Source organism: Nonomuraea sp. NPDC050663 (genome assembly GCF_044456985.1).
Taxonomy (GTDB): Bacteria; Actinomycetota; Actinomycetes; order Streptosporangiales; family Streptosporangiaceae; genus Nonomuraea.
The window spans coordinates 419,262-435,367 of record NZ_JBITGL010000006.1 but is presented as its reverse complement, the minus strand read 5'-3'; the positions used below and the strand labels follow the sequence as shown (position 1 = coordinate 435,367).

Sequence of the window (16,106 nt, the reverse complement as noted above, 5' to 3'; positions counted from 1 at the left end):
ACCGTACCCTCCCCAGTGGTGCACGTGTGGCTAGTGGTGCAACTTATGACGCAAGCTATCAATCGGTGTGAATAGGGTAAAGGTGCTTGGTGGTCAAACCGTACCGTGGCCGGCCACCAACCAGCGCCACGCACTCGGCTCCCGCGGCCACTCCTGACTCGACCGCCCGCTGGTCGCCGGCACCTTTCAGGCGCGCGGTGAGGTATCCGGCGGCGAACGCGTCACCCGCGCCCGTGGAATCCACGACTTCGCCTGCCATACCCGCGGCTCGCGCGACTACACGCCCGGCCGACGCCACGAGGGCGCCGCGGGCGCCGAGCTTGACCACCGCCGTGCCGTACCTCTCGCTCAGCTCCAGGGCCGCGTGCTCGGGGTCGTCGGAACCGGTCAGGAGCCGCGCCTCGTCCTGATTGGGGATGATCAGGCCCGCGGGCGAACTCTCCGACAGGAACCGGTCGATGCCGAAGCTCTCCAGGGGTCCGGTCGAGGCAGGGTCGACGCTGACGGTGATGCCGCGCTCGACGGCGTCGGCCATCGCGCGCCTGGCCAGCATCAGGCCGGGCTCGGCGAAGAAGGTGTAGGCCGACAGGTGCAGGTGGGCGACGCCGTCGAGGATCTCGGGCGACCAGTCGTCGGGCGACAGGCGCCCGCCCGCGCCGCGGTTGGTGAGCATGGAGCGCTCGCCGGTCAGGTCGACCATCGCGATCACCACGGCGGTGGGATGGTCGGCGTCGACCGTGACCAGCGGGTGCACGCCCGTCTTGACCAGCTCGGAGATGTGCCAGCCGCTGCTGTCGTAGCCGGCCCGCGCCAGCAGCCGCACGTCGGCGCCGAAGTGGGCGGCCCACGCGGCCGTGTTGGCCCCCGACCCGCCAGGACGCAGCGAGATGTCGGCGTCGGTGTCGGTGCCGGAGGCGACCGGCCCGCTGTGCAGGGCGACGACGTCGGTGACGATGTCGCCGACCACCAGCAGACCGGCGCTCATCGCCGCGCCCCCGCGACCGAGGACGGACGGCTCAGCACAAGGCCCCGGCCACGGCTGCCCGCGCGGCTCATGACCTGGCCCGGGCGACGGCGGTCCGCGCCGACCCGGCCCGGGCGACGGCTGCCCGCGCGGCTCACGACTTGGCCCAGGCGACGGCGATCTGGGCGGCCAGCGCGGTGTTGCCCCGGACGGCGGCCAGGTTGGCCTCCAGGGACGCGCCGCCGGTGCCGTTGACCAGGTAACCGAGCAGGAACGGCGTGATGGCCTGTCCCTTGACGCCGTCGCGGTCGGCGGCGGCCAGCGCCTCGGCCAGCACCCGGTCGTGCAGGGCGGGGTCGAGCTGCTGGTCGACGGGGACCGGGTTGGCGACCACCAGCGCGGTCTCGGGTCCGCCGAGCGCGTCCTGGCCGCGCATGATCGTGGCGATCTCCTCGGGCGTCTCCACCCGCCAGTCGATCGGCAGGCCGGAGGAGTTCAGGTAGAAGCCCGGGAAGGTGTCGGTGCGGTAGCCGGCCACGGTGACCTCGCGGGTCTCCAGGCGCTGCAGGGTGGCGGGCACGTCGAGGATCGACTTGACGCCGGCGCAGACGATGGTCAGCCGGGTGTTGGCCAGCGTGTCGAGGTCGGCGGACTCGTCCTGGTCGACGGTCCAGCCGCGGTGCACGCCGCCCAGGCCGCCGGTGGCGAAGACGCGCACGCCCGCACGGGCGGCCAGGAAGCTCGTCGCGCTGACCGTGGTGGCGCCGCTGGCCTTGAGGGCGGCGGCGACCGGCAGATCGCGCTGGCCGAGCTTGCGCAGCCCGTCCTCCATCGCGATGCGCTCCAGCTCGGTCTCGGTGAGGCCGACCTTGGCGACGCCGTCGAGGACCGCGATCGTGGCCGGTACGGCTCCCGCGGCGCGGACGACGCCCTCCAACTCCCGTGCGACTTCGAGGTTGCGCGGCCGGGGCAGGCCGTGCGAGATGATCGTGGACTCCAGGGCCACGACCGGCTCGCCCGCGGCCAGTGCGGCGGCAACCTCGTCAGACGGCTGGAGAATGCTGTGGTGCGTCACGTATGTCTCGTTTCTCGCTAGCTGGTCTCGCACTTCGAGAACGAGCATTTTGACATGATTTGTTCCCTGTTTGTCTACGCGGCCAGGGTCACCCCGACCAGGGATATCGCCATGATGAGCGCCGTGGAGATCGCGCCCAGCAGGAGCAGTGGCCGGCCGCCGGTGGCCAGGCGGCGCAGGTCGATGCCCGCGCCCAGGCCGAACAACGACGCCGCCAGCAGCAGTGCGGTGACCTGCGGGGCCGCCTCGACCACCGGGGCGGGCACCCAGCCGAGGCTGCGCAGCGCCACCATCGCCAGGAACCCCACCACGAACAGGGGCATGACCGGCGGCGCCTGGCGCGTGCCCCCCGGGCCTTCCTGGGCCGCCTGACGGCCCAGGGCGAGCCGGAACGAGGTGATCGCGACCATCGGCGCCAGCAGCACCACCCGCGCGAGCTTGACCGTCACCGCGATCGTCAGCACGGAGGCCCCCGAGGCCGCCCCGATCGCGGCCACTTGCGCCACCTCGTGGACCGACGCCCCCGTCCACACGCCGAGCTGCTGCGCCGACAACCCCAGCCAGCCCGCCAGCAGCGGGACGACGACGATCGCCGCGCTGCCGTACAGGACCACCACGCTGAGCGCCCCCGCCGCCTCGTCGTCGTCGGTGTCGGTCGCCGACCGCATGGCCGCGATCGCGGCGGCCCCGCAGATCGACACGCCGGTCCCGACGAGCAGACCGGTGCCGGGCGACAGGCCCAGGCGGCGGGCGATCAGCGGGGTGAGCACGAACGTCGTCCCGGTCGCCGCCGCGACGATCCCCAGCGTGCCCGCTCCCAGGCGGAGCACCTCCGGCAGCGCGATCTGTAGCCCGAGCAGCACGATCGCGATCCGCAAAACCCGCTTGGCGACGAACTGCAGACCCGGGCGCACCGCGCCGGGCAGCCATCCCAGGTTGGACAGCGTGGCCCCCGCGGTCACCGCGATCACCGCCGGGCTGAGCGCGGGCACCAGCCGGCTGAGCGCCGTCGCCAGGATCACCGCCGCACCCGCCGCCACGATTCCTGGCAGGTGGATGCGGGTACGGCTGAGCGCGATGGAGGCCATGATCCGAGTCTCGGGCGGAAAGTGACCGGTCAGTAGCCATGCACTGCCTGGCAGGTCATAGCCTCTGGCTATGAGTGAATGGCCGGACCTCGACTCTCTGAAGCTCCTGGTCGACGTCGGCGAGCTCGGCAGCCTGGGCCAGGCGGCGCGGGCCGCGGGCATCGCCCAGCCGTCGGCGAGCAAGCGCCTGGCCCGGCTGGAACGGCGGCTCGGCCTGCCCCTGCTGGAGCGCACCCCGCGCGGCTCCACGCTGACCGCCGAAGGGCGCATGGTCGCGGGCTGGGCCTCCTCGGTGCTGGCGGCGGCCCGCGAGCTCATGCGCGGCGCGGCGGCCGTACGGCACGGCGAGGCCGCCCACCTGCGGGTGGCGGCCAGCATGACGGTCGCGGAGTATCTGGTGCCCCGGTGGCTGGCCGAGTTCCAGGAGCGGGAACCCGACGTGCAGGTCGGGCTCGACGTGGCCAACTCGGCCGAGGTGATCGCCAGGGTGCTGGCCGGCGAGGTCGAGCTGGGCTTCGTGGAGGGTCCGAGCGTGCCCGAGGGGCTGACCAGCCGGGTCGTGGGCACCGACCGGCTGGCGGTGGTCGTGGCCGAGGGGCATCCGTGGACGCGCCGCCGTACGGCGCTGCGCGGCGTCGAGCTGGCGGCCACGCCGCTGGTCGTGCGCGAGCGGGGCTCCGGCACGAGGGACACCCTGGACCGGGCGTTCAATGGCTTCCACCAGGCCAGCCCGCGGCTCGAACTGGGCTCCAACTCGGCGGTCAAGGGCGCCGCCCAGGCGGGGGCGGCCCCCGCGGTGCTGAGCACCTACGCGGTGGAGGCGGAGCTGGCGACAGGGCGGCTGGTGGAGGTGCCGCTGACGGGGGTGAACCTGGTGCGCGCCCTGCGGGCCGTGTGGCGGCGCGGACGCGCGCTCACCGGCCCGGCGGCGACCCTCCTGGCCATCGCCTCCCGCCCCTGACGACCTTGTCTCCCCCTCCTCGCACATCTCAACCAGTTCGGGGTATTTTTCCGTAATGTCATATGACGCCGTCATCGCCGGAGCCGGTCACAACGGTCTCGTCGCCGCCGCCTACCTGGCCGGCGCGGGCCGCCGGGTGCTCGTCCTGGAGCGCCAGGACCACGTCGGCGGCCTGGCCATCTCGGCCCAGGCCTTCCCCGGCGTCGACGCCCGCCTCTCGCGCTACTCCTACCTGGTCAGCCTCCTCCCCACGAAGATCGTCGACGACCTGGGCCTGGACATCACCCTGCGCCGCCGCCGCTACGCCTCCTACACCCCGGTCGGCGACACCGGCCTCCTCGTCGACAACGACGACGAGGAGCGCACCGCCGCCTCCTTCCGCGAGGTCACCGGCGGCGATCACGACCACCGCGCCTGGCGCGAGTTCTACGCCATGACCGCCCACGTCGCCGAGAAGGTCGCGCCGACCCTGCTGGAGCCGCTGCCCGGCCGCGAGGAGCTGCGCGCGCTGGTGGGCGGGCAGGCCTGGCGCGAGCTGTTCGAGACCCCCATCGGCGAGGTCGTCGCCGCCCGGTTCGCCGACGACACGGTCCGCGGCGTCGTGCTCACCGACGCGCTCATCGGCACCTTCGCCGACCCCGACACCGACCTGCTGGCCAACCGCTGCTTCCTCTACCACGTGATCGGCAACGGCACCGGCGAGTGGAACGTGCCGGTGGGCGGCATGGGAGCCGTCTCCGGAGCCCTGGAGCGGGCCGCCAGGCGGGCGGGCGCCGAGATCAGGACAGGCGCCGAGATCGTCGCCATCGACCCCTCGGGCGAGGTCACCTTCCGCGACGAGTCGGGCGAGCACGCGGTCACCGGGAGGCACGTCCTGGTGAACCTGCCGCCCGCCGTACTGGACCGGCTCACCGGCCGCGAGCCGCAGCGGCCGGAAGGCGCCCAGCTCAAGGTCAACATGGTCCTGTCGAGGCTGCCCAGGCTCAAGGACCCCCGCGTCGACCCGCGCGCGGCCTTCAGCGGGACCTTCCACATCAACGAGGGACGCGACCAGCTGGCCAAGGCATACGGCGAGGCGGCCCGGGGGCGCATCCCCGAGCTGCCGCCCGCGGAGGTGTACTGCCACTCGCTCACCGACCGCTCCATCCTCGGCGTCGAGGGCGAGACGATGACGCTCTTCGGCCTGCACATGCCCGCCAGGCTCTTCAGGGACGATCCGGTCAAGGCCAGGCAGGCCGCGCTGGAGGCGACGCTGCGTTCGGTCGACTCGGTGCTGGCGGAACCGATCGAGGACTGCCTGCTGCGGGGCCCCGAGGGACGGTGCGTCGAGGCGAAGTCCCCGGTCGACCTGGAGAACGAGGCGGGACTGCCCGGCGGGCACATCTTCCACCGCGACCTGGCCTGGCCGTACGGCGCCGGATGGGGCGTGGAGACCGAGCACGAGCGCATCCTGCTGTGCGGCGCCGGGGCGCCGCGCGGAGGCGGCGTGAGCGGCATCCCGGGCCACAACGCCGCCATGAAGCTTCTCAGAGGCTAGGTTCATGGCCTTCTCATGAAGTGCGCCTAACGTGTGATGTCATGAGCGCACGTTTGCTGGTGGTGGACGACGAGCCCGCACTCCGCGAGGCCCTGCAGTCCAGCCTGGAGTTCGAGGGGTACCAGGTCACGACCGCGAGCGACGGCCAGGCGGCGCTCGACGAGCTGGGCCGGCAAAGTTACGACGCGGTGCTGCTCGACGTGATGATGCCGCGTCTCGACGGGCTCACCGCCTGCCGCAGGCTGCGGGCGGGCGGCAACCACGTGCCGGTCCTCATGCTCACCGCGCGCGACGCGGTCGGCGACCGCGTCTCCGGCCTCGACGCGGGCGCCGACGACTACCTGGTCAAGCCGTTCGAGCTCGACGAGCTGCTGGCCAGGGTGCGGGCGCTGCTGCGGCGCAGCGCGCTCGGCTCCGGCCCCGGCGCCGACACCGACGCGCTCACCTTCGACAACCTCCGCATGGACCCGGTCACCCGCGAGGTCACCCGCGCCGACCAGGTGCTCGACCTGACGCGCACCGAGTATCTCCTGCTGGAGCTGTTCCTCATGCACCCGCGCCAGGTGCTCACCCGCGAGCAGATCCTCGGGCACGTGTGGGGCTTCGACTTCGAGCCCACCTCCAACTCGCTCGACGTCTACGTCATGTACCTGCGGCGCAAGACCGAGATCGACGGCCAGCCGCGCCTCATCCACACCGTGCGAGGCGTCGGGTACGCCCTGAAGGCGCCCCGGTGAAACGCCGCAGTCTGCGTTCGCGGCTGACGCTGCTGGTGGCGGCGGCGGTCGCCCTGGCCATCGCGGCGAGCGCCGCGGCGGCCTGGCTGCTGGTGCGACGCGAGCTCAACGAGCAGCTCGACCGCCAGCTCGACGGCTTCATGCCGCGCAAGTACGAGATCAACGCCGTCGGCGAGCACTGCCAGGCCGACCCGGTGCCCTACACGGGCGGCGAGAAGCCCGGCCCGCACTCCGTGCCCGTCGTCTGGGAACTGGTCCTCGACAACGGCACCCGCTGCGTGGCCGGCGGGCAGGCCATCAAGGCGGACCCGGCCGACGTCGCCGTGGCCAAGCAGCCCATGGGCGCGCAGGGGCCCTACCGCGACGGCAGGACCGACAACGGCATGCCGCTCAAGGTGATGGCCACCAGCATCGGCAAGAGCGAGCAGGGCGTGGGCGCGGCGGTGGTCGTGGGCATGCCCACCGGCGAGATCTACGGCACCCTGCGCCAGCTGGCCCTGATCCTCGGGCTGGTGGCCCTGGTCGGCGTGGGCGGCGCCACCACCGTGGGCCTGCTCATCTCCCGTACGGCCCTGCGTCCGGTCGGCCGCCTCACGGAGGCGGTCGAGCACATCGCCGAGACGCAGGACCTCGACACCACCATCCCCGTCCAGGGCGACGACGAGATCGCCCGCCTGAGCCGTTCCTTCAACGCCATGACCGCCGCCCTGGCGGGCTCGCGCGACCGCCAGCGCCAGCTGGTCGCCGACGCGGGCCACGAGCTGCGCACTCCGCTGACGACCCTGCGCACCAACATCGACCTGCTGCTGCGCAGCGAGCAGACCGGCAGGGCGCTGGATCCCGGAGCCAAGCAGCGCCTGCTCGTCAACGTCAAGGCGCAGTTCGCCGAGCTGTCCACGCTCGTCGGCGACCTGCTGATGCTCTCTCGCGGTGAGACCGACCACGAGCCGCACGTCAAGCTGGCCTTCCACGACGTGGTCGAGGCGGCCATCGAGCGGGCCAGGCTGCGTGGCGCCGAGATCGAGGCTGACCTGCGGCCGTGGCAGGTCGTGGGCAACGCGGCGTCGTTGGAGCGAGCGGTGGTCAACCTGCTCGACAACGCCGCCAAGTTCAGCCCCGGCGGCCGGGTCGAGGTGGCCCTGCGCGACGGGGTGCTGACCGTTCGCGATCACGGTCCCGGCATCCCCGAGGAGGACCTGCCGCACGTCTTCGAGCGGTTCTGGCGCTCGCCCGCCGCTCGCGGCCTGCCCGGCTCGGGCCTCGGCCTGGCGATCGTGGCCCAGGCGGTGGAGGAGGCAGGGGGGCAGGTGAGCCTCGGAAACGCCGACGGCGGCGGGGCCATCGCGACGATCAAGTTGCCAGGGTCCTAAACACCGGTCAGGATCGGGCAAAATGGCCCACAGAGCCCGCCCGAATGTGGTTGAACTCTGTTCTGCCGCTGTTCACGACCGGGGAGCACCGTTGGATCCCACGCAGACCGTCACCACGACGCGGCTGGTCGAGGTGGTCGTCCCGGTCTACAACGAGGAACGGGCGCTGCCCGGCAGCATCCGGCGCCTGCACGCCTACCTGTCCGATCGTTTCCCGTACGGCTTCCGCATCACGATCGCCGACAACGCCAGCACCGACGGCACCTGGGAGCTGGCCACCCAGCTCTCGCGCGAGCTGCCGCACGTGCACGCCGTCCACCTCGACGAGAAGGGCCGCGGCCGGGCCCTGCGGCGCGTCTGGGCGGCCAGCGACGCCGACGTCGTCAGCTACATGGACGTCGACCTGTCGACCGACCTCGACGCCTTCCTGCCTCTCGTGGCCCCGCTGCTGTCGGGCCACAGCGACCTGGCGATCGGCACCCGGCTGGCCAGGAGCTCGCGGGTGGTGCGCGGCCCCAAGCGCGAGTTCGTCTCCCGCTCCTACAACCTGCTGCTGCACCTGCTCGGCGCCGGCTTCTCCGACGCGCAGTGCGGCTTCAAGGCGGTGCGCACCGAGGTCGCCAAGGCGCTGCTGCCCGCGGTCGAGGACGAGGAGTGGTTCTTCGACACCGAGTTGCTCCTGCTGGCCGAGCGCAACGGCCTGCGCATCCACGAGGTGCCGGTCGACTGGATCGACGACCCCGACAGCCGGGTCGACATCGTCAGAACCGCCCGCGACGACCTGCGCGGCCTGCTGCGGGTGATCCGCAGGACCTTCTCCGACGCGACCGGCCTGCCCATCCCGGCCTCCGTACGGCAGGCGCAACTGCCCGAGGGCATGGCCTACCAGCTGCCCCGCTTCGCCCTGGTGGGGATCTGCAGCGCCCTGAGCTACTCCCTGCTCTACTGGGTGCTGCGCGGCGCGATGACGCCGTTCGCGGCCAACGCCCTGTGCCTGGTGATCACGGCGATCGGCAACACCGCCGCCAACCGGCGCTTCACCTTCCGCGTGACCGGCTCGGCGGGCGCCCTGCGCCACCAGCTGGAGGGCGCCATCGCCTTCCTGGTGGGGCTGACGCTGAGCACGGTCAGCCTGGCGCTCATCCCCGCGGGCACGTCGCTGGCGGTCGAGCTGGCCGCGGTGGTGGGCGCGAACGCGACCGCGACGGCGGTCCGATTCATGTTGCTTCGGGTATGGGTTTTCAACCCCAAGCGGAACCGCCGCCCGAAAGCTTGATGAGGTTCGTCCGAGATAGTCTTTGCCCGTGCGAAACAGCCGGGCCGATCAGGCCGACAACCGCCGGGCAGAGCTTCTGGAGGCCACCCGTCGTATCGTCCTCGAACGGGGACTGGCCAACACCCGTGTGGCCGACATCGCCAAAGCCGTCAACGTGAGCGGTGGGCTGATCCACTACCATTTCGCCACCAAGGACGAGCTGATCACCGCCATGCTGCGGGCGACGCTCGACATCGAGAACGCCGCCCTCGACGATGTGGTCAACGCCCCCACCGCCGCGGTCGCGCGGCTCGACCGGGTGCTCCACTACTACATCCCCGAGTCACGCTCCGACCAGAGCTGGCTGCTCTGGCTCGACGTGTGGAACACCGCCCTGCGCGAGCCCGCCGTGCGGGAGATCGCCTCGCAGGTGGAGCAGACCTGGCTGTACGCCCTGGAACGTGTCATTCGCGACGGGGTGGCGGCCGAGGAGTTCGTCTGCCCCGATCCCGCCGGGGCGGCCGAGCGGATCGACGCGATGCTCGACGGCCTGGTGATCCGCTACACGTTGCACCCGAACGTGTTGTCGCAGGAGCGGTTGCTGGAGCACGCGCGTATGGCGGCGGCCCGTGAGGTGGGGGTCGACCCCGAGGCGCTGAGTCAGGCGGGCAGCGCGGCGAGCAGGTAGGCCAGGCGGGCGGCGGCGGACTCGACGTCGCCCGTGTCGCCCAGCCGGTATCCCCACGAGGTGACGAAGTTGCCCTCGGGCGAGCAGGTCACCGTCTCGGCGAGGGTCGTCGAGAAGCGGTTGCGCACCGACACGTAGGCGGGCTCGCTCGCCAGGGCAAGGCTCTGAATCCGCAGGTCGGCGTGCCGGCTAGCGTGCCACGCGAACCGCTCGAGGCAGATCGTGGTGTCCAGCATCGTGCGTCACCTCCGCAACATCTCGCGGTTCAGAGAATTGCACGATCTTGCTGGGTAGGGCAAGCAATTGCGGGGCGTTAATTTGTGGATTGTTTGGCGTAGGCGTGATTCACGCGCATGATGACAGAACGTGCTTCTTCTCCGAAGACGGCGGCCTTGTGGTACTCCTCGAAGACCTTGCCGTAGAAGTCCAGGTCGGCGCGCTCGGTGGAGCTGATCTCCTTGGAGCGGGTGGGCACCATGATCATGCGCTCGTCGAAGATCCAGAACCCGGTCAGCGGCACCGAGGGAAGCTGGTTCTCGAACGGGATGATGCCCAGCTCCATGGTCGGCAGCGTGCTGACGGCCAGCAGCCGGTCCATCTGGGCCTGCATCACGTCGGCGGGGGCGAGCTTGGTGCGCAGCGCCGCCTCCGGCATGACGAAGCGGAAGGAGCGCGAGCGGTCGTAGAGGATCTCCTGCCGTTGCATACGCACCCTCACCGCGGCGTCGATCTCGCCGGTGGCGCCGAACTCCCGCTTGACGCTCATGAAGATGTGGCGGGCGTATTCGGCCGCCTGGAGCAGGCCGATGACCACGCCGGGCTCGAAGACGCGGAAGACCTGGGTCCTGGCCTCGCGTTCGCGCACGTCCTCCTGGGTCGCGGCCATGCCGCCGGTGGACCAGTGGCGCCAGTCGGCCCGTTTCGACTCGACCTCGCCCGCCCGGCGGCGCAGTTCGGTCAGCGTCTCGGGCGCGGCGCCCACGGCGCCGGTCCACGCGAGCACGTCGACCTCGGTCGCGCTCTGGCGGCCGTTCTCGAGTCTGGAGATCTTCGAGGGTTGCCAGCCGAGCCTCTCGGCGAGCTCCTTGCCGGACATTCCGGCAGCCTCGCGCAATTGCCGCAACTGGGCGCCCAGCTCGAGCCGGGCCTGCTGGAAGGAGCTCACGAGCCAAGAGGCTAAACCCCCTGGCGACGATCATGCCAGGGGTGTTCGCGCAATTGTGATCCTTACAGCACCCTGCGTGCTATATCCACGAGGAGTTCGCGGGGGACTTCGACGGCGACCTCGCCCTCAAGCACGTCACGCAGGTCCGCGAGCGCCTCGGGATCGGTGACGTGCAAGCCCTGCACGACGATCGTCCCGCGGTCGGTCTCATAGAGGGTGGGACAGGCTCCGGCTTCGGAAGTGGAGCCGAGAAATTTCATACGCATGGGGGACCTCCCCGACAAGTGTCCGCAATTGCTCGCAATTGTAGGGAGGGATGATCAGTTTTGCCATGCTTTCGCCCGGGCGAACAGGTCGAGGGTGGTCTGATGGAGCAGGTCGCCGATGTCCTTGGGCGCCTTGCCCGCGAACGCTCGGGCGTGGGTGCCCTCCAGGACGATCCCGAGCTTGAAGCAGGCCATCACGACGTACCAGGCGATGCTCGAGTGGTCGCGGTCGGACAGGGAGGTGTAGCAGGCGATCAGCTCCTCCGCCTCCGGCAGGCCGGGGATCTGCAGCTGCGAGGAGGGCCAGGTGGCCACCAGCCAGCCCAGGTCGAGCAGGGGGTCGCCGATGGTGCACATCTCCCAGTCGACGATCGCCGCCACCCTCGGGCCGTCGTGGGCGAACATCAGGTTCGCCAGGTGGTAGTCGCCGTGCATGATCCCGGGAGTGAAGCTCCTGGGCCGGTTGGCCTCCAGCCATCGTGCGGTCTCGTGCAGGTGCGGGATGTCGGGGCCCGGATAGCCGTCGAGCCTGCCGTACGACTCCAGCTCGCCCATCCACCGCGGCACCTGCCGCTCGAGGAACCCTTCAGGCCGGCCGAAGCCGGGCAGTCGCTCGGGATCGACCCGCCCCAGGCTCGCCAGCGCCGAGGTGGCCTCCAGGCCCATGCGGTAGCGGATGGCCGGATCGTCGCGGTGGCGCTCGGGCAGGCCGGTCGAGGCGTTGAAGCCGTCGACCGGTTCCATGAGGTAGAAGACCGGTTCCGTATCGGTCTGCGCGGCGATCAGCCGGGGCGCGGGCACCCCGGTGCCCTCCAGGGCGGCCAGGATCCGCGTCTCGCGGCGCAGCACCTCGTTGCTCTTGGCCCGCACGTGCAGCGGCGGCCGCCGGAGAATGTACGGCACGCCGGCCCGTTCGAAGCGCACCATGACGTTCTGGGTGCCGCCGAGCACGGGCTCGGCCTTCTCGATGGGGCCTCTGGGCAGGCCCTGCCCGTCCATCCAGGTGCCCAGGGCGGCGAGGTCGATCGCCTCGACGTCGATGTGCTGCGCGGTCATGGCCTGCTCTCGCGTTCCAGAACGATGTTCTGTTCGGGACAGAATCTAGGGCGACGCCGGGCTTCCGGTCAACCCAGCGCCACGTTGGCGGAGGTCACCAGCCGGCCGCGGTCGCCGGGCAGCGGACCGCCGCGCACCATCAGCTTGGTCGCGAAGAACGGCGTGACCCCGTGGGCCGCCGCCCACCGCGACATCTCCTCCTGCCGGGTGTCGAGGTCGAGCCGCACCCGTTTGCCCTGGGCCAGATCGGCGATCAGCGTCTGGGCGTGCCCGGGGGAGTGGGCGACGATCGGCCCGCCGACCCAGCTGTCGCCGGTGTCCCACGCGGTGCCGTAGGCGGCGATCTCCCCGTCGTCCTCGATCACGCGCATGCCCGGCAGCTTCGCGAGCAGGACGGAGCGGTCGGCCTCGAAGAGCTTGGCGTCGAGCGCCAGGACACGCTCCAGATCGCGCGGGGTGGCCGGACGCGACCGGCCGCTGGGCTCACCGGTGAACTCGCCGGCGTGGGAACCCACCTCGCCGACGGTCTCGAAGCCCAGCTGTTCGTAGAGCGGCCTGCCGTTGGGCGTGGCCGTGAGCGACAGCACCCGCTCGCCCGCCTGCTCCAGCACGTGCTGGGTCAGGGCTCTGGCCAGGCCCTTTCTGGCCTGGTCCGGGGCGGTCAGTACCATGCTGATCACCCCGTAGCGGTCGCCGTAGTTCGTCAGGACCACCGTGGAGACCAGGCGCCCGCCGATGCGCAGGCCGTACACCTCGCCCACCTCGAACAGCAACTCCCACTTGAGCCGCTCGGGCGACCAGTCGCGGCTCTTGGCCAGGCTCACGCACTCGTCGAGGTCGGAGGAGGTCAGGCGGTCCATCTGCATGGGTCCCATGGTGGTTGCTCGCGGCGGCGAAAGCCAAATCGTTTATGCACGTCGCAGTGCTTCGAGCGCGACCTGCAGCGCCTGGCCGGCGGGGGCGGCGACGTGCGGCTCGACGCCGGTGCCCTCCCAGTTGCCGCCGGTGACCGGGTTTACCGAGGCGCCGACGGGGATGGTCGCCTCCAGGTGGTCGCCGACCCTGAAGGAGTCGCGCGGGTTGGCGCCGCCGCGCGTCGTCTCGCCCACCAGGGTCGCCCTCCCCGAGTGCTTGAGGTCGTAGGCGGTCGCCTCGCCGCCGGAGAAGGTCTTGGAACTGGTCAGCACGTAGACCGGGACGCCGGGGGCGATCTTGCGGCCGGCGACGTGGGACAGCGTCCACGCCTGCCTGATCCTGTCGGTCTTGCGCTCGTAGATGCCGCTGACCTCGACGGGCTCGTCGCCGAACAGGTAGCTCAGGAACAACGTCACCATCCCCGGCTCGCCGCCCAGGCACTCGCGCAGGTCGATGATCAGGGAGTCGGCATCGGAGAGCAGCGTCATCGCGGCGGCGTAGGCGTCGCCCGCGATGAAGGCGGGGAAGATCACCGGCTTGATCGCGAGCAGGCCGATGTTGCCGTCGAGGCGCTCGACCGTGGCGATGCCGTTGGCGGTGGTGCGGGCCCAGGCCCGCATCTGTGCGGCCTGGACGTCCTCGTCGTCGTGCCTGTCCTCCAGCGGCTCGGCGTGGTGCACGAGCCGCAGGTGCTTGTCGCCGTTGACCGATTGCAGGTCGAGGGTGACCAGGCCGGCCAGTTCCTCGTCGTCCAACCCGGCGTAGGCGCCCTCGGCCTCGCGCTTGGCGAGCGTGGCGCAGATCTGGGAGGCGATCTCGGGGAAGACGTAGTGCTCGGTGAGGAGCTCGCTCAGGCGCGTGATCGGTGTCATGGGAGCAGTAGAGCATCAGGCTGGATTAAGCGTCAAGAGTCGTTTACTCTTTACTCATGGATGAGGAGCTGGAGATCGCCGACGCGGTGCAGTACCACGCCTTCGGGCACCCACTCAGGCAGAAGATCCTGTTCGCGCTCGGGCAGGACCCGGCGACCATCAGCCAGCTGGCCGGCGCCCTGGACTGCCAGAAGGGCAGCGTCGCCCACCACCTGAAGGTCCTGCGGGAAGCCGGGCTGGTGCGCCCGGGCCAGACCCGGCGCGTGCGCGGCGGCACCGAGCAGTACTTCGAGCGCGCCGCCCGGCGTTTCCACTTCACCGGCCCCGCGGCCACCGGCCAGATCGTCAAGACCCTGCAGGTCCTGGCCGACGGGGCGGCCGCCTCCCCGTCCGACCCCTTCGTCGTGATGAGGCACGTGCGGCTGAGCGCCGCCCAGCTGGAGCGGCTGACCGAGACGATCAAGGAGGTGGTCGCCCTGGAGGAGACCGAGCCCTCCGCCCCCCGCCACGCGATCGTCGTCGGCGTCTACGAGCTACCCTCGACCGGATGAAGAGCGTGATCGCCATCGACGTGGGTGGCACGACGATGAAGGGCGGCCTCGTCGCCGAGGACGGGCGGCTCCTGCACGAGGAACGACGGCCCACCCCGCGCGCCGACGGCCCGGAGCGGGTCGTCGCCGAGATCTCCCGGTTCGCCGCCGACCTCCAGGCGCTCGCCGCCTCACCCGTCGCCGTCGGCCTGGCCGTGCCCGGCCTGGTCACCGCCACGCACGCGGTCTACTCCGCGGCCATCGGCTGGCGCGACGTGCCGAAGGCCGCCTTCACCGACACGGAGCTGCCCGTGGCGCTGGGCCACGACGTGCGCGCGGCGGGGGACGCGGAGCTGACCTTCGGCGGCGGCGACGGCGAGGTGCTGTACCTTCCGATCGGCACGGGCATCGCGGGCGCGGTGGTCCTGGGCGGCGTGCCGTACGGCGGAGCGGGCGGCTGGGCGGGGCAGATCGGCCACATCCCGGTCTGGCCGGACGGGCTGCCCTGCTCCTGCGGCCAGCGGGGATGCCTGGGCGCCTACGCCTCCGCGTCGGCCGTCGCGCGGGCCTACGGGGTGGAGTCGGCCGCACAGGTCGTCGATGCGGCGGCGCAGGGCGAGCCGCGTGCCGTACGCGTCTGGGAACAGGCCGTCGAGGCGCTGGCCGTCGCCCTGGCCACCTACACGCTGATGCTCGACCCGCGCAGGATCGTGATCGGCGGCGGCCTGTCGCTGGCCGGCGAACACCTGCTCGCCCCGCTGCGCGAGCGGCTCGCCGCGCGCCTGGCCTTCCGCGCCGCGCCCGAGCTGGCGGCCTCCGCCCTCGGCACCCGCGCGGGGCTGCTCGGCGCCGGGCTCCTGGGCTGGCGTTACACCTCCGCCGTGACCACATGAGGACACCCCGTCACCGTTGACACCACCTGCCCCAGGGCGCGACGTTGGGCCATTCCCCATCGAAAGGAACCCCCGTGCGCGTCATCTTGATGTCCCTGGTCGTGGCCGCCGGCCTGTTATGCGTCCCCGCGGCCTCCAGCGCCGCGGCGGCGCCCACGGTGATCTTCACCAAGGTCTTCTACGACAGCCCCGGCCCCGACCGGCGCGACAACAAGACGCTCAACGCCGAGTACGCCGTCATCAAGAACGTCTCCAAGGAGCCGTTGGAGCTGACGGGCTGGATCCTGCGCGACAAGGCGGGCTACAAGTACCGCTTCGCCGACGGCACAGTCCTGCGCGCCGGCGCCAGCCTGCGGATCAACAGCGGGCAGGGCACCGACAAGGGCACCACCCGCTACTGGGGACGCAAGTGGTACGTCTGGAACAACGACACCGACGTCGCCTCGCTGCGCGACGCCGCGGGCAGAACGGTCGCCGGTTGCTCGTGGTCGGTCAGGCCCGACGGGCGCAGCCCGTGGACCGACTGCAAGGCCAAGCCGAAGCCCACCCCGACGCCGACGCAGGACCCGGGTGCGGCGCCCCTGGGCAGCATCGACAACCCCTACTCCGACGTGCACCCCGGCGCGTTCTGCAAGCCGGAGGGCGCGTACGGCAAGACGGCCAAGGGCACGCTGATGCGCTGCACGCTCAAGGCCGGTGAGGACCAGCCGCGGTGGCGGGCCGTCTGAAACCGG

General features: G+C 71.4%; 18 protein-coding genes. 9 read left to right on the top strand and 9 right to left on the bottom strand.

Annotated features, from left to right (window positions below; all coding sequences use genetic code 11):
• Nucleotides 1-58: 58 nt before the first annotated feature.
• From ACIBH1_RS22300 to ACIBH1_RS22290, 3 genes are all read right to left on the bottom strand, one after another.
• Entirely contained in the window at nt 59-985 is a 927-nt protein-coding gene (locus ACIBH1_RS22300) for a carbohydrate kinase family protein (protein WP_397315753.1), read from the bottom strand.
• A 133-nt stretch (nt 986-1,118) separates the two neighbouring features.
• On the bottom strand, nt 1,119-2,039 hold the full coding sequence (locus ACIBH1_RS22295; RefSeq protein ID WP_397315752.1) for a pseudouridine-5'-phosphate glycosidase: 921 nt from the start codon (nt 2,037-2,039) through the stop codon (nt 1,119-1,121).
• Nucleotides 2,040-2,113: 74 nt separating this feature from the next.
• Complete coding sequence (locus ACIBH1_RS22290) at nt 2,114-3,127, bottom strand: YeiH family protein (protein WP_397315751.1); 1,014 nt, start codon at nt 3,125-3,127, stop codon at nt 2,114-2,116.
• 70 nt (nt 3,128-3,197) lie between these two features.
• On the opposite strand from ACIBH1_RS22290, the gene ACIBH1_RS22285 reads away from it, so the two are divergent.
• The 6 genes from ACIBH1_RS22285 (at nt 3,198) to ACIBH1_RS22260 (ending at nt 9,675) form a co-directional block, all read left to right on the top strand.
• Entirely contained in the window at nt 3,198-4,088 is an 891-nt protein-coding gene (locus ACIBH1_RS22285; protein ID WP_397315750.1) for a LysR family transcriptional regulator, read from the top strand.
• 55 nt (nt 4,089-4,143) lie between these two features.
• Entirely contained in the window at nt 4,144-5,625 is a 1,482-nt protein-coding gene (locus ACIBH1_RS22280; protein WP_397315749.1) for a phytoene desaturase family protein, read from the top strand.
• 41 nt (nt 5,626-5,666) lie between these two features.
• Nucleotides 5,667-6,362, top strand: a complete 696-nt coding sequence (locus tag ACIBH1_RS22275) for a response regulator transcription factor (protein WP_397315748.1) — start codon at nt 5,667-5,669, stop codon at nt 6,360-6,362.
• Nucleotides 6,359-7,732, top strand: a complete 1,374-nt coding sequence (locus ACIBH1_RS22270) for an ATP-binding protein (RefSeq protein ID WP_397315747.1) — start codon at nt 6,359-6,361, stop codon at nt 7,730-7,732. Before ACIBH1_RS22275 ends, ACIBH1_RS22270 begins: the two co-directional genes overlap by 4 nt.
• A 91-nt stretch (nt 7,733-7,823) precedes the next feature.
• Nucleotides 7,824-9,008 carry a glycosyltransferase gene (locus ACIBH1_RS22265; RefSeq protein WP_397315746.1) on the top strand — a complete coding sequence of 395 codons (1,185 nt, stop codon included), beginning with the start codon at nt 7,824-7,826 and terminating at the stop codon, nt 9,006-9,008.
• Nucleotides 9,009-9,036: 28 nt separating this feature from the next.
• Complete coding sequence (locus ACIBH1_RS22260) at nt 9,037-9,675, top strand: TetR/AcrR family transcriptional regulator (protein WP_397315745.1); 639 nt, start codon at nt 9,037-9,039, stop codon at nt 9,673-9,675.
• Here ACIBH1_RS22260 and ACIBH1_RS22255 read toward each other — a convergent pair.
• The 6 genes from ACIBH1_RS22255 to ACIBH1_RS22230 form a co-directional block, all read right to left on the bottom strand.
• Nucleotides 9,648-9,911 (bottom strand): hypothetical protein, encoded by a 264-nt coding sequence (locus ACIBH1_RS22255; protein ID WP_397315744.1) that lies wholly within the window; start codon nt 9,909-9,911, stop codon nt 9,648-9,650. The two genes, ACIBH1_RS22260 and ACIBH1_RS22255, sit on opposite strands and share 28 nt — an antisense overlap.
• 77 nt (nt 9,912-9,988) lie before the next feature.
• A complete protein-coding gene (locus ACIBH1_RS22250) occupies nt 9,989-10,840 on the bottom strand; it encodes a helix-turn-helix domain-containing protein (RefSeq protein WP_397315743.1) in 852 nt (283 codons plus the stop codon).
• Between the two features lie 62 nt (nt 10,841-10,902).
• On the bottom strand, nt 10,903-11,106 hold the full coding sequence (locus ACIBH1_RS22245) for a hypothetical protein (protein ID WP_181613542.1): 204 nt from the start codon (nt 11,104-11,106) through the stop codon (nt 10,903-10,905).
• Nucleotides 11,107-11,160: 54 nt separating this feature from the next.
• Nucleotides 11,161-12,162, bottom strand: a complete 1,002-nt coding sequence (locus ACIBH1_RS22240) for a phosphotransferase family protein (RefSeq protein WP_397315742.1) — start codon at nt 12,160-12,162, stop codon at nt 11,161-11,163.
• 68 nt (nt 12,163-12,230) lie between these two features.
• Nucleotides 12,231-13,028 (bottom strand): GNAT family N-acetyltransferase, encoded by a 798-nt coding sequence (locus ACIBH1_RS22235; protein ID WP_397315741.1) that lies wholly within the window; start codon nt 13,026-13,028, stop codon nt 12,231-12,233.
• 42 nt (nt 13,029-13,070) lie between these two features.
• The gene (locus tag ACIBH1_RS22230; RefSeq protein ID WP_397315740.1) at nt 13,071-13,949 is read right to left on the bottom strand and encodes a S41 family peptidase; all 879 of its coding nucleotides are present in this window, start codon (nt 13,947-13,949) and stop codon (nt 13,071-13,073) included.
• 56 nt (nt 13,950-14,005) lie between these two features.
• Between ACIBH1_RS22230 and ACIBH1_RS22225 the strand changes: the two genes are divergently transcribed.
• The 3 genes from ACIBH1_RS22225 (at nt 14,006) to ACIBH1_RS22215 (ending at nt 16,100) form a co-directional block, all read left to right on the top strand.
• The gene (locus ACIBH1_RS22225) at nt 14,006-14,500 is read left to right on the top strand and encodes an ArsR/SmtB family transcription factor (protein WP_397315739.1); all 495 of its coding nucleotides are present in this window, start codon (nt 14,006-14,008) and stop codon (nt 14,498-14,500) included.
• Nucleotides 14,497-15,372, top strand: a complete 876-nt coding sequence (locus ACIBH1_RS22220; protein ID WP_397315737.1) for an ROK family protein — start codon at nt 14,497-14,499, stop codon at nt 15,370-15,372. Before ACIBH1_RS22225 ends, ACIBH1_RS22220 begins: the two co-directional genes overlap by 4 nt.
• 74 nt (nt 15,373-15,446) lie before the next feature.
• Nucleotides 15,447-16,100 (top strand): lamin tail domain-containing protein, encoded by a 654-nt coding sequence (locus ACIBH1_RS22215; RefSeq protein ID WP_397315736.1) that lies wholly within the window; start codon nt 15,447-15,449, stop codon nt 16,098-16,100.
• Nucleotides 16,101-16,106 lie beyond the last annotated feature (6 nt).